Source organism: Ekhidna sp. (assembly GCF_040220215.1).
Taxonomy (GTDB): domain Bacteria; phylum Bacteroidota; class Bacteroidia; order Cytophagales; family Cyclobacteriaceae; genus Ekhidna.
Map to the genome: position 1 here is coordinate 143,524 of NZ_JAVJTR010000019.1, position 12,496 is coordinate 156,019.

Sequence of the window (12,496 nt, forward strand, 5' to 3'; positions counted from 1 at the left end):
ATCTGTCATTTTTGCTAAATTGAATTACTGAAAATCAGAAAGAAGATAACTCTAAAAGAGGAAGCCAACCGCCATGAAGTTTATTGCCAGCCTTAGCTTTTGTGCTTTTCTAAAGATTGCAGTTTTTGCACAAAATAAAGTAGATAGCCTAAATCAAGTCATAGTGTCATCGGATGACCCTAATACAAAAATTGAGGCGCTGACTGCCCTTACAGATGAATTTCAAAACCCAAATGATAAGATTGTATATGCCAGACAAGCGTATCGTTTATCTGAAACTGCAACAAGCCAGAGTAAAATAATGGCCTCAAATAAGATGGGTGTCTGTCATGGGATGCTGGGGCAAATAGATTCATCTAAATACTACTTTAATAAATCATTAGAAGCAAGTTTGTCCAGCGGAGATAGCGCTTATATATCCAGTGCATATAACGGACTTGGAAATCTTTCAAGGATTACAGCAAACCTGGAGCAATCATTAGAGAATTTTCTAAGTGCATTGGATTATGCTGATGCGGTTCCCAATAGAAAATGGTATGCAGATATTCTAACAAATATTTCCGGAGTTTACTTTGAACTTAAGAATTATGAAGCTGCACTTGTAAAAGTTTTGGAAGCCAGAGCCATCTATGAAGAACTAGGCGATAACCAAAACATCTCATATTCTGCCAATCTTCTGGCTATAGTCTATCGGGCACTAGGTGAGTTTGATAAAGCCTATCAGTATAATCAGGAAGCATTAGAAATGCTGCTAATAAGCAATGACACCTCTCAGATCATCTACAATTATGTCAATACTACTGAAATTTTAATCGAAAATGGTGAACTCAATAAAGCGGCAGAAAACGCTTTAAAGGCTATAGAATTGGCGGAGAAATTTGGGGACAGAGATCCGCAAATATCCAGTCTGATTACTTTATCAAGCATCTATTTTAGGCAAGGAAAAATCAACTTGGCAAAAAAATATGTAGATCGGGGGATTGAAGTTTCCATGAAATATAACTTCAAATCACAGTTGCCGAATGCATACATGATGCAATCCCTAATCGAGTCAGCGAAAGGAAATCACGGTAAGTCTTATGACTGGATAGAACTTCGGGAGGCTGTAAATGATTCCATTAGAAGTAAAGAAGTAAGCGATCGAATTTCGGAACTGAGTGTACAATATGAGACTGAAAAAAAAGAAAATGAGATTGAACGATTGAGTGCAGACCAGGAAATTAGAGAACTCGAACTTCAACAAGCTCAGACTCGAAATCTGCTTCTTGGAATCATCGCAGTTTTGTTCATTCTGATTGGCTCCATCACATACTACTTATATCGTCAGCGAATTAGGATAAATAATCAGCTCAGGGCTGTCAATAAGACTAAAGACAAACTCTTTTCCATGATCGCGCATGATATTAAAAATCCATTGAGCGCATTTAAAGCTATTGCTCATGCCCTCGAAGAAAATTATAAATCAATGCCGGAAGATGAGGTTGATCTTTTTATTTCTCAACTGGATACCACTTCTAATAAACTACTGGACCTACTCCAAAATCTACTTGAATGGTCCATTACTGAATCAGGAAATCTTCGATTTAACCCCGAGAAAATTAAGCTAAAGTCCATTGTTGATGAAACAACCGAGCTATTTCAGGGGGCAATCGACGCTAAAATGTTGAATGTTAAAAATGAGGTTCCAACTGATGTCGAAGTGTACGCTGATTATAAAATGCTGTTCTCTATTATCAGAAACCTCATTTCTAATGCAATCAAGTTTACTAAGCCTAAAGGGGATATTTCAATTAAGACAAAACTCGTTGATCAACTTTTGGAAGTCTCCGTGATTGACAATGGAAAGGGGATGACAGGCAGCCAATTGGAAAATATATTTAACAAAGACTCGATTACCGATAAAGATGGTACTGGACTTGGTTTGATTATATGCAAAGAATTCGTAGAGAAAAACGGAGGTAGAATGTCAGTTGAGAGTAAAGATGGGAGTGGGACAACTTTTAAGTTTACCTTAAAACCCATACTCGATTAATCACTTCACCTCCTCGTAATCCACATATTCACCCCCAGAAAACCCTTTATCTTTATTCGATTTGCCGGTGGGCACCTTGTCGATATTGAGGTTGCCATCTCGCGCTCGCCTGGAACTACGTTGATATTGCTCTTGTCGGCCAAACTGCTGATGCTGCGTGAAACCACGGAAAATTCCTGAAAAAATAAAATTGGTCACTCTGTAACAGACGTAACCAATCAGAATTAATATGATTATTACTTTCAACATGCCTATTAAACCTATCGACTTAAATACAAGTTTCGTTCTGCGTAGATTTCCATGAAATAATCATCCATCAGGTCATCAATGAAGTAGATCGCCTCGCCTGTGGATTTCATTTCAGGGCCCAATTCCTTGTTCACATTCGGGAATTTATGGAAAGAAAAAACAGGCTCTTTGATTGCATACCCTTTCTTGTAAGGCTTAAAATCAAAGTCAGTCACTTTCTTTTCTCGTAGCATAACTTTCGTTGCATAGTTTACATACGGTTCACGGTATGCTTTGCAAATGAACGGTACCGTACGAGACGCCCTTGGGTTCGCTTCAATGATGTACACCTTGTCATCTTTTATCGCAAACTGGATGTTAATCAAGCCAACCGTTTCCAACGCTATAGCAATTTTTTTGGTGTAATCTTCAATCTGGCGAATGACCAAATCCCCAAGGTTATATGGTGGCAATACCGCATATGAATCACCAGAATGGATGCCGGCAGGTTCAATGTGCTGCATGATCCCAATGATATACACATTTTCTCCGTCGCAAATGGCATCTGCCTCTGCTTCAATGGCTCCTTCAAGGAAGTGATCCAAAAGAATCTCCCCATCTGGTTTGTCCTTGAGAATTTCTACCACATGCTGCTCGAGCTCCGTTTCGTTGATTACAATTTTCATGCTCTGCCCCCCCAGTACATAACTTGGTCTGACCAGCAACGGAAAACCTAATTTTTTGGAAAGTTCAACAGCTTCCTCCGCATTCTCGATGGTGCCATAAAGTGGGTAAGGAATATTTTGTTCTTTCAAAAGATCTGAAAATCTGCCTCTAGCCTCGGCAAGATCGAGTGCTTCGAAACTTGTACCTAGAATTTTGATTCCGTATCGCTCAAGTTTCTCAGCTAGCTTTAGGGCGGTCTGACCCCCTAGTTGAACAATAACTCCCTCAGGTTTTTCATGGAGGATAATATCATAGATATGTTCCCAGAATACCGGCTCAAAGTAAAGCTTATCAGCTACATCAAAATCGGTAGAAACGGTCTCAGGATTGCAGTTGATCATGATGGTTTCATAGCCACACTCTTTTGCCGCCAATACACCATGGACACATGAGTAATCAAACTCAATTCCCTGACCAATTCGATTGGGTCCAGATCCAAGGACTATAATCTTTTTCTTATCGGAAACAATCGACTCATTCTCTTCTTCAAAAGTTGAGTAATAATAAGGAGTCTGTGCCTCAAACTCAGCCGCACATGTATCAACCAGTTTGTAAACCCGCTTGATTCCTAGGTCATTTCTTTTCTTGTATATCTCGCTTTCCAGACAGCCGAGCAAATGCGCCACTTGACGGTCGGCATAACCTTTCTGTTTGGCCTCCATGAGGAGATCCTTAGGAATCGAGTTCACATCATACTTTCCTATCTCTTTTTCCAGCGTTATCAGCTCTTCAATCTGATTTAAAAACCACGGATCAATTTTGGTCAGTTTATGAATGGTTTTGAATGGAATTCCTAGTTTAAATGCATCATAGATATGGAAGAGCCTATTCCAGCTTGGATTTTCAAGACTATATAAAATGGCCTCCTGATCTTTCAGTTCTCTTCCATCTGCACCCAAACCATTTCGCTTAATCTCCAATGACTGACAGGCCTTTTGAAGTGCTTCCTGGAAATTTCTACCGATTCCCATCGCCTCTCCTACGGACTTCATTTGAAGACCAAGTTTTCGATCTGACCCCTTGAACTTATCAAAGTTCCATCGAGGAACTTTTACAATCGTGTAGTCAATTGCAGGCTCGAAAAATGCTGATGTTGTCTTCGTGATTTGATTTTTCAGCTCATCCAGATTGTAACCGATTGCCAGCTTTGCAGCAATCTTCGCTATTGGGTAACCTGTTGCTTTTGATGCTAATGCCGATGATCGTGATACCCGTGGATTAATCTCGATTCCGATTATGTCTTCAGTATCCGGGTGAACTGAAAATTGAACGTTACACCCTCCGGCAAAATGTCCAATTCCATTCATCATCTTTTTCGCAAGGTCTCTCATTTTTTGATAGACCGTATCAGAAAGTGTCATGGCAGGTGCTACCGTAATGGAGTCCCCGGTATGCACGCCCATCGGATCAAAGTTCTCAATCGAACAGATGATAATGATATTCCCTTTGTTATCTCTTAAAAGCTCAAGCTCATATTCTTTCCATCCCAAAATACTTTGCTCCACAAGTACCTCATGTATCGGAGAAGCCTGGAGACCCGCATTCAGCGCATAATCAAATTCTTCAGCAGTGTTTACAAAACCTCCACCATAACCACCCAAAGTATAGGAAGGTCTGATAACTAACGGAAAGCCAATCTCTTGCGCAATTTCTTTCCCCTTTAAGAACGAAGTTGCTGTTTCCCCCACACACACACCAACTCCCAACTCGATCATTTTATGACGGAATTTTTCGCGATCCTCGGTTGTCTCAATCGCATCAATATTGACGCCAATCATCTCCACATTGTATTTTTCCCAAATTCCTGCCTTGTCACAATCGATAGCCAGATTTAAAGCTGTTTGGCCTCCCATGGTTGGAAGAACAGCGTCTATTTGAGGGTGCTCCTCTAATATCTCTCTAATTGATTGCTTGGTCAATGGCTTCAAATACACATTGTCGGCTGTAACCGGGTCTGTCATGATAGTTGCCGGATTTGAATTGATCAACGTCACTTCGATTCCCTCTTCTCTCAGAGATTTAGAAGCTTGTGATCCGGAGTAATCAAATTCGCAGGCCTGACCGATGATGATGGGTCCACTTCCGATAATTAAGACTGACTTGATGTTTGGGTTTTTAGGCATTGGATAAGAATGTTTCCTGTGAGTTAATCAGGTTAAAACAAATTCCGGCAAAATTAAAGTATCAAAGATGGGTGGCAAAGGAATTTCTTAATTAGTAATCAGGTTAATTGGTAGGTAAGCCAGAAGGCTGAATATTTGCGAAACGAACATAACCCACAAGCAATGAAGGAAGCATACATTATAGACGGCATACGTACGCCGATTGGAAATTTTGGAGGAACACTCGCTGCAGTGCGCACGGATGATTTAGGAGCTCTGGTTTTAAAAGAGTTAATGAGCAGAAACTCGAATCTGGATCCTACAGCTATTGATGAGGTGATCATGGGGTGTGCCAATCAGGTCGGTGAAGACAATCGTAATGTTGCCCGTATGTCACTTTTACTTGCAGGGTTACCGTATTCTATTCCAGGTGAAACAGTAAATAGGTTATGTGCTTCCGGCATGTCAGCTATCATCCATGCCAATAGAGCGATCAAAACCGGAGACGGTGATTTGTTTATTTCGGGAGGCGTTGAAAATATGACAAGGGGTCCATGGGTAATCTCCAAGTCAGCTAAGCCATTTGGAACAGATGCCAGGATGTATGACTCTAGTTTTGGGTGGAGATTCATTAACCCAAAAATGGAAGAACTATATGGCACTGACGGAATGGGTAATACTGCTGAGAACCTTGTTGAGATTCACAAAATCAGTCGGGAAGATCAGGATGCGTTCGCCTATCGTTCGCAAATGAAAGCCACAGAGGCACAGAAAAACGGCAGGCTTGGTGAAGAAATTGTGGCTGTGGAAATACCTCAGCGAAAAGCTGATCCAATCATCTTTGATAAGGACGAGTTTGTAAAACCAACAACCTCAATGGAAATCTTAGGGAAACTAAGAGCTGCTTTCAAAAAAGATGGCTCGGTGACCGCCGGAAATTCTTCCGGATTGAATGATGGAGCTGCCGCCGTTTTGGTGGCTTCTGAAGATGGTGTCAAAAATCACAATCTCAAGCCGCTGGCGAGAATTGTTTCATCAGCCGTTGTTGGTGTAGAGCCAAGAATCATGGGGATAGGCCCTGTTGAAGCTTCCAAAAAAGCTTTAGCAAAAGCGGGACTTACCTTAGATCAAATAGATATCATTGAGTTGAATGAGGCTTTTGCAGCTCAATCGCTGGCATGTACCAGGACTTTGGGAATGGCTGATGACGATGACCGAATCAATCCAAATGGCGGTGCGATTGCTATTGGTCATCCGCTGGGGATGACCGGGGCACGAATTACTCATTCTGCCGCTTTACAACTTCAAAAGACCAGCAAGAAATATGCACTTTGCACGATGTGTGTAGGTGTAGGCCAGGGCTATGCAGTCATTTTGGAAAAAGCATAATTAAAACTGGAGCTTAAGATATAAAAACATAGCGCCTCCGTAGGGTCTATATACCGAAACTTCCATTCCTAAATTAACAACCCAGGCATAAATGCCGCAATTAAATGCGGCACCTATGGTTCCAAATGAAGGTGGATCTGTGTCATCTATATCGTAGATTCGGTAGTATCCGAACCTTCCACCGATATAAGAAGCAAATGGACGTTCTTTACTTCTTACTTGAAACGAGGGTGAAAATGAATTCACCTTATGGGGTTCATTTGAGTCTCCTAACTGGAAGTTTTTATGATTGAATTCAAAGCCAATGGAAATGTTGTTTGCAAATGTATACTGAGGTTCGATAGAGAATGCACCTCCAAAACGTCCTTCAGAAATAACACCTCCTACACCACCTTCCAAGTGAAATACCTGTCGTGGGTGTGGCTGAAACCCACCTACATTTAATTGACCATATAATGAACAACATAAAAAGAGTGAGAATAATAGCGTGAATGTGATGTTTTTCATAGTGGTGACTTTTGAGGTAAGTCTTTTTGAAACTTATTCACCCTCAATAATCTCCACTAAAAAAGCCTTTATAGAGATCTACAAAGGCTTTACTATTAAATAATTCATTCGCTCTTAATCAATAATCTTGACCCCCAAGATGAATTGAAGAAATGTAATGTCACCAGCTGAATGATAAGTTACACCCAAGTTGGTTCTTCCTATGTTAACCCCCAAACTAGGAGCAATTCCAAATTCAGAAATATTTTCCTCACTTTGCTCACTTCCTCCCAAGGCAGATTCAGAAAATGTAGCAACTTTCGCAAAATACATTCCGGTACCAAACCCCAGGTATGGACTTACCTTACTATCCAGAAATGCATATTTACCTTTCACTAAAACAGGTACTACAACGGTAGCATCCACTTTACCAGAGGTTGATCCAATTTCGCTCCCTGCAAAACCATTACCACCAAACTGTATACCTACATTTACATTTTCATTAATTGCGTAGGCAGGTTCCAAATATGCTCCTGCGCCTATTTCATAAACATCTGAAAAATCTGATGTCGGTGAGTTGAAGCTAAAACCGAGCTCCAGATTAAACTGCGCAGATAATTGAGACACTATAAAAGTGATTGTGCAAAAACTTAGTAGTATTCTTTTCATAATCGACGTTGGTTATTGACTTTTGTTGATTCTTACCTTTAAGTAGAACAAGGAACATTAACATTTGTTCCATAAAGTCCAGATGATACTATGATCTACGCTTTCAACAACCTCCGCCCTGTCATCCACCCATCCGCATTTGTTCACCCATTAGCGGCAGTGACAGGTGATGTGATCATTGGAAAGGATGTCTATGTAGGACCTGGGGCAGCAATACGGGGAGACTGGGGTAGAATTGTGATCGAAGATGGCTGCAATGTGCAGGAAAATTGCACCATCCACATGTTTCCTGGAATCACTATCACTTTAAAAGAAAGTGCCCATATTGGCCATGGAGCGATTGTGCATGGTGCGAACATTGGTAAAAATGTTTTAGTTGGTATGAATGCGGTAATTATGGACAATTCAGAAATTGGTGATGAAAGTATTGTTGGAGCTTTAACCTTTATTAAAGCAGATTCAATTTTTGAGAGAAGGAGCCTGATTGTAGGCAACCCGGCTAAGAAAATAAAAGAGGTCAGTGACGAAATGATTGCCTGGAAAACGGAAGGCACCAAACTTTATCAACAATTACCCCAAGAGTGTTTTGAAACACTAAAAGAATGCGAACCTTTGCGGTCTGTCGAACCTAATAGGCCAACCGCATCTGCAGCCTATAAAACCTGGAACGAATCCAAAAAATAATCGACCAATTCTGCTCGAATGAATGACAAAAACATGCACATCGCCGTTTCCGGAAATATCGGCGCTGGGAAAACCACGCTCACAGAAATGTTGGCCAAGCACTATGGCTGGCAGGCTGAATTTGAATCGGTAGATGATAATCCGTATCTCGAAGATTTTTATGGAGACATGCATAAATGGGCATTTCATTTACAGATACACTTTCTAAACAGTCGGTTCGAACAAATCAACAAATTACGAGGGGGTAGCAAAACAATCATTCAGGATCGCACCATTTATGAGGATGCCTACATTTTTGCCGAGAGCTTGTATAAGCAGGGGTATTTCAAAGAAAGAGATTATCGAAACTATCGGGCACTCTTCGATTCTATGATTGAATTTGTGAACCCACCTGATTTGCTTATCTACCTGAAATCGGACATTAGCAAGCTGGTGAAAAATATTGAGACGCGGGGTAGGGATTATGAAAACCTGATACGAATCGAGTACCTGAAAGGACTTAATGAGCACTATGAAAACTGGATCGCTAATTACGATGCTGGAAAGTTGCTGATCATCAATGTTACTGACCTTGATTTTGTGAAAAACCCGGAAGATTTTTCGGATATCGTTTTCAAAATAGATACCGAGCTGCACGGACTGTTTAGCTAAGCTTACAATTTTACATAATCGTCTTGCGCACTCACGCTCATGCGCAAACGATCTCTTTTCTTCGTTATAGGCTCCATTATTTGATTATAGCGTGGGTCTTTTCTTACTTCTTCTAAGATCACATCACTTCGCATCAATTCATAGGTCCATATACTTCCGGTATTCACCATTTTCTTTACCCATCGTAACGCTTCGTCTTTATCATCCCTTAATGCGGCTATTTGTGCATACGGTATCAGCACATCACCGTCTTCGTGATCCAGTCCCCATTTAGTTGAATATGCCTCATAAAATTGATTTAAAACTCGATTCAAAGAATCTAACTGATTCTCTTTTTTAAGGACATACGCCAGTGCCATTGTACCACGATAATTGTCCAGGTAACTATATTTCGGATAATCAACCAATTTATTAAGGACCATCTTGACTTTACCCATTGGGAATTTGGCATTTAAAGAAAACTCACATGCCATATCCAATGCTTTGAGACTTCCTTCTTTTAACAATTGATTGATATACTTTTCCGTTTGATCGTACTGACCTGTAACTAATGAAATATGCGCAAGCCGGTCAATGTTTATGAGGTCATTTGGTGATAATTCCATTGTAGAATTAAAATAGGTATTCGCCATGTCATACATGCCTAAGAGTTCATAACAGGTCCCAAGGTTATAATTGTAAACTTGCAATCGCAACGGATTTAGCTCTTTCACTTTTTTAAACAAAGGAATGGCCTGATCAATTTTTCCCTGGTTTCTGAGCAACAGCCCTAAAGTATTAATGGATTTGGAATCATTTGGATTTAGTCGAATGGCTTTTTCGCTTAGATCAATAGCCTTATTGAAGTCCCCTTTAATCAGGTAGTTATACGATAAATTACTTAATGCTTCCGAGGACTCAGGATCAGCTTTTACCAGCTGCTTTGACGCCTCCAGCATGGAATCATAAAGCGTATAGGATCTCAAGCCGTATTGAGTAATCGATTTTGAATATGCACTTAACAGATGTACACGAGCAATTGTAAAACTAGGATCAATTTCCAAAGCTGCTTTGAATAGTTTAATAGCTAATTCATTTTGCTCTGGTTTTTCTTGTTGATATCGGCTAAGCCCTCTCAAATAAAGATTGTAAGCCTCGAGACTTTCTGTTGGCTTCCTATTCAATTGCTTTTCTTCCTCTTTGGTGAGCTGTGCTCTCAGGTATTTGGCGACCTCAGTAGCTACTTCGTTTTGAATGGCGAAAACATCCTCCATGCGCTTATCAAAGTTCTCCGCCCAGGTCTGCTCCTCAGGATTTACCTGAACGAGCTGGCAGGAAATACGCAGATCCTCTCCAGCTTTCCGGATACTGCCAGTTAGTAAATACCCCACGCCCAGCTCCTTTCCAATCTCTTCTACAGATTTTCCTTTTGTGTCATACTCCTTTAGCGTAAATCTCGAAAGCACCCGCAAATCGCCAATTTTGGAAATATGAGTCAGGATATCTTCCGTGACACCTGATGCAAAGTAGGCATCTTCATCCCCACTCATATTTTCAAATGGCAGAACAGCTATAGACTTGTCCGGGTTTGGAATGTCTGAGATTCCGGTAAAATTGAAAATACGATCTGAGATGAGTAGCAAAACCACTACCACCAACCCCCCGATGATCATTCCATTTAATCGCTTCCCCGTCTGTTTATGAACCGAAACTTCAGGTGCCACCTCTTTGGTTTTCTTAAAACCCGTTGGTGTCCACTCATAGAGGTAAGCGAAAATGACCCATACAGGGAATCCAATGGCCAGGGCAATGAAAAAATAGCGCATTACACCTGTACCTATATTAAACATGGGGAACACAATCGAAATCACCTGTAAGATTAGCCATGCTACTACCAGATAGGTGATGGCCGCCTTAATGACATTCCGGCGATTGAGTTCTTTGAAAAGTTTCATAACAGGTGAAGTGGTGGTTGGTATTGGAAATATACTGAGAAAATATAAAAGATTCAGGTATTCACTGCTCTGTAGAGTCATACAGAGCCATTCAGTTTTGGACAAGCGAAAGACGAAATAAGATTCCGGTATTCACCCACCACACAGGCCAGACATGAAAACGGAATGACGATTTTTCTCTGTTCGTCATTCCGGTTTTGCACAAGCGCAGCGAAGGACAAATACCGGAATCTTTGTGAATAGAAGCAGTACACTAGAGATTCCCATATGCTCGTTCCTCGCAAACCTACCACAGCAGGCAAGCCGGAATGACGTGAAGGGGTGGAATAACGAATGCTACATCTTCTCTATCTCCTGCTCACCCGCCAGCACATTCATGCGCATGCGGGTGAGTTTCTGATCCAGCTCATCCATCATGGCTTTAAACTCCGGCTCTTGTTGGATGTTTTTCAAGGGTCGAACCGTCATGAGATTTGTTCGATCCATATACCCTAAGTCAATGGCCTTGCGCAACCAGTGTAGCGCTTCTGTCTTCTCCCCGATGCTGGCATAACAGAGGGAAATATTAAATGCTAAACCTGTGTCATCGCTCTCTTTCATCTGGCTTAGGAATGACTTAAGTACGGGTCTAACCCAGGTCCTTGCCGAGTCCTGTTCGCCTGCTTCCCAAAGCAAGTGCCCCATGCCAAGGGATACAGCATAATTCACGATCGGATCAAAGTCGTCACTGGCCATGGCTTGCTTAGCATAGTAGTAGAAAAGTTTGGTATCTACGCCAAGGGCAATGTCAGTTGCCATTTCATTGAGTAACGGATCGGAAGAGTCCACCGCCACCAGGCTTTCCAAATGCTGTTTCGCTTTATCGGATTGTCCCTGGATACCGTACAGCCAGGCAATGTTGTAGTGGGTAAAATAAGCGCTTGGATTGAGGATAAGCGCTTGCTGATAAGCCTCCTCGGCTTCTTCGAACATTTCTAAGATTAAATATTTTTGACCCAGATTAGAATAACTTCTGAAACTCAGCGGATTGATCTGGATCGTTTTTTTGTGCAATGGTATCGCTTCGTCTGGCCTGCCAGTATAAGAAAGTATATTGGCTAGATTATCTAAAGCTGGAGTATAGTTGGGATTGAGGCTGATAGCTTGTTGATATTTTTCTATCGCCTGATCAAAGTCGCCTTTAAAATCAAACCCCAATCCCCAAGCCTTGTATGCTTCTGCACTATTAGGGTTAAGATTTAGCGCTTTTTCAGCCAGCACAATGGCTGAATCTACATAGGCTAAAGGTAAAAAACGCATCATTATTGGACTTCCCTGGTTGTACGCATCTGCCAGCCCAGCATAGGCCAGTGCAAAATCGGGATCGAGCGCAATGGCTTCTTTGAAGTAGGTAATGGCGCGTTTCATAGCCTCTGGTTCGTACGTATAGTATTCTTCCCTTCCTTTTAGGTAGATGTTGTAAGCGGCTATGTTATCCGTAGGGGTCTGAGCGAGTTTTTCTTTTTCTTGTGGGGAAAGACGGGCCTGCAGCTTGGCGGCCTCCTCCTCTGCCACCTGCGTCTGTATCGCAAAGATGTCGTCCATGCGCTTGTCGA

General features: G+C 41.4%; 10 protein-coding genes. 4 read left to right on the forward strand and 6 right to left on the reverse strand.

Annotation, left to right across the window (positions count from 1 at the left end; genetic code table 11):
* The first annotated feature begins 73 nt into the window (after nucleotides 1-73).
* Nucleotides 74-2,032, forward strand: a complete 1,959-nt coding sequence (locus tag RIC88_RS13485; protein ID WP_350218073.1) for a tetratricopeptide repeat-containing sensor histidine kinase — start codon at nucleotides 74-76, stop codon at nucleotides 2,030-2,032.
* On the opposite strand, the gene RIC88_RS13490 is transcribed toward RIC88_RS13485, so the two are convergent.
* Nucleotides 2,033-2,281, reverse strand: coding sequence for a DUF4834 family protein (locus RIC88_RS13490; protein ID WP_350218074.1), 249 nt, complete (start codon nucleotides 2,279-2,281; stop codon nucleotides 2,033-2,035).
* A gap of 11 nt (nucleotides 2,282-2,292) precedes the next feature.
* On the reverse strand, nucleotides 2,293-5,109 hold the full coding sequence (carB, locus tag RIC88_RS13495) for a carbamoyl-phosphate synthase large subunit (protein ID WP_350218075.1): 2,817 nt from the start codon (nucleotides 5,107-5,109) through the stop codon (nucleotides 2,293-2,295).
* A gap of 162 nt (nucleotides 5,110-5,271) precedes the next feature.
* Here carB and pcaF point away from each other — a divergent pair, with 162 nt between their 5' ends.
* Complete coding sequence (pcaF, locus tag RIC88_RS13500; RefSeq protein WP_350218076.1) at nucleotides 5,272-6,477, forward strand: 3-oxoadipyl-CoA thiolase; 1,206 nt, start codon at nucleotides 5,272-5,274, stop codon at nucleotides 6,475-6,477.
* On the opposite strand, the gene RIC88_RS13505 is transcribed toward pcaF, so the two are convergent.
* Together RIC88_RS13505 and RIC88_RS13510 are read right to left on the reverse strand one after the other, a co-directional pair.
* Nucleotides 6,478-6,984, reverse strand: a complete 507-nt coding sequence (locus RIC88_RS13505; protein WP_350218077.1) for a hypothetical protein — start codon at nucleotides 6,982-6,984, stop codon at nucleotides 6,478-6,480.
* 114 nt (nucleotides 6,985-7,098) lie between these two features.
* Complete coding sequence (locus RIC88_RS13510) at nucleotides 7,099-7,632, reverse strand: hypothetical protein (RefSeq protein WP_350218078.1); 534 nt, start codon at nucleotides 7,630-7,632, stop codon at nucleotides 7,099-7,101.
* Nucleotides 7,633-7,722: 90 nt separating this feature from the next.
* Between RIC88_RS13510 and RIC88_RS13515 the strand changes: the two genes are divergently transcribed.
* Both RIC88_RS13515 and RIC88_RS13520 read left to right on the forward strand, forming a co-directional pair.
* Nucleotides 7,723-8,316: an acyltransferase gene (locus tag RIC88_RS13515; RefSeq protein ID WP_350218079.1), complete on the forward strand. Its 594-nt coding sequence runs from the start codon at nucleotides 7,723-7,725 to the stop codon at nucleotides 8,314-8,316.
* Between the two features lie 33 nt (nucleotides 8,317-8,349).
* Nucleotides 8,350-8,967 (forward strand): deoxynucleoside kinase, encoded by a 618-nt coding sequence (locus RIC88_RS13520; protein WP_350218153.1) that lies wholly within the window; start codon nucleotides 8,350-8,352, stop codon nucleotides 8,965-8,967.
* Between the two features lie 2 nt (nucleotides 8,968-8,969).
* Here RIC88_RS13520 and RIC88_RS13525 read toward each other — a convergent pair whose 3' ends face one another.
* Nucleotides 8,970-10,982 carry a tetratricopeptide repeat protein gene (locus RIC88_RS13525; RefSeq protein ID WP_350218080.1) on the reverse strand — a complete coding sequence of 671 codons (2,013 nt, stop codon included), beginning with the start codon at nucleotides 10,980-10,982 and terminating at the stop codon, nucleotides 8,970-8,972.
* Between the two features lie 255 nt (nucleotides 10,983-11,237).
* Nucleotides 11,238-12,485: a tetratricopeptide repeat protein gene (locus tag RIC88_RS13530; RefSeq protein ID WP_350218081.1), complete on the reverse strand. Its 1,248-nt coding sequence runs from the start codon at nucleotides 12,483-12,485 to the stop codon at nucleotides 11,238-11,240.
* Between the last annotated feature and the right edge of the window lie 11 nt (nucleotides 12,486-12,496).

Bases quoted from the DNA above. Each gene is read 5' to 3' on its own strand.
- carB (WP_350218075.1), bottom strand. From the start codon at position 5,109: ATGCCTAAAAACCCAAACATCAAGTCAGTCTTAATTATCGGAAGTGGA.
- RIC88_RS13485 (WP_350218073.1), top strand. From the start codon at position 74: ATGAAGTTTATTGCCAGCCTTAGCTTTTGTGCTTTTCTAAAGATTGCA.
- RIC88_RS13505 (WP_350218077.1), bottom strand. From the start codon at position 6,984: ATGAAAAACATCACATTCACGCTATTATTCTCACTCTTTTTATGTTGT.
- RIC88_RS13530 (WP_350218081.1), bottom strand. From the start codon at position 12,485: ATGGACGACATCTTTGCGATACAGACGCAGGTGGCAGAGGAGGAGGCC.
- RIC88_RS13525 (WP_350218080.1), bottom strand. From the start codon at position 10,982: ATGACTCTACAGAGCAGTGAATACCTGAATCTTTTATATTTTCTCAGT.
- RIC88_RS13490 (WP_350218074.1), bottom strand. From the start codon at position 2,281: ATGTTGAAAGTAATAATCATATTAATTCTGATTGGTTACGTCTGTTAC.
- pcaF (WP_350218076.1), top strand. From the start codon at position 5,272: ATGAAGGAAGCATACATTATAGACGGCATACGTACGCCGATTGGAAAT.
- RIC88_RS13510 (WP_350218078.1), bottom strand. From the start codon at position 7,632: ATGAAAAGAATACTACTAAGTTTTTGCACAATCACTTTTATAGTGTCT.
- RIC88_RS13520 (WP_350218153.1), top strand. From the start codon at position 8,350: ATGCACATCGCCGTTTCCGGAAATATCGGCGCTGGGAAAACCACGCTC.
- RIC88_RS13515 (WP_350218079.1), top strand. From the start codon at position 7,723: ATGATCTACGCTTTCAACAACCTCCGCCCTGTCATCCACCCATCCGCA.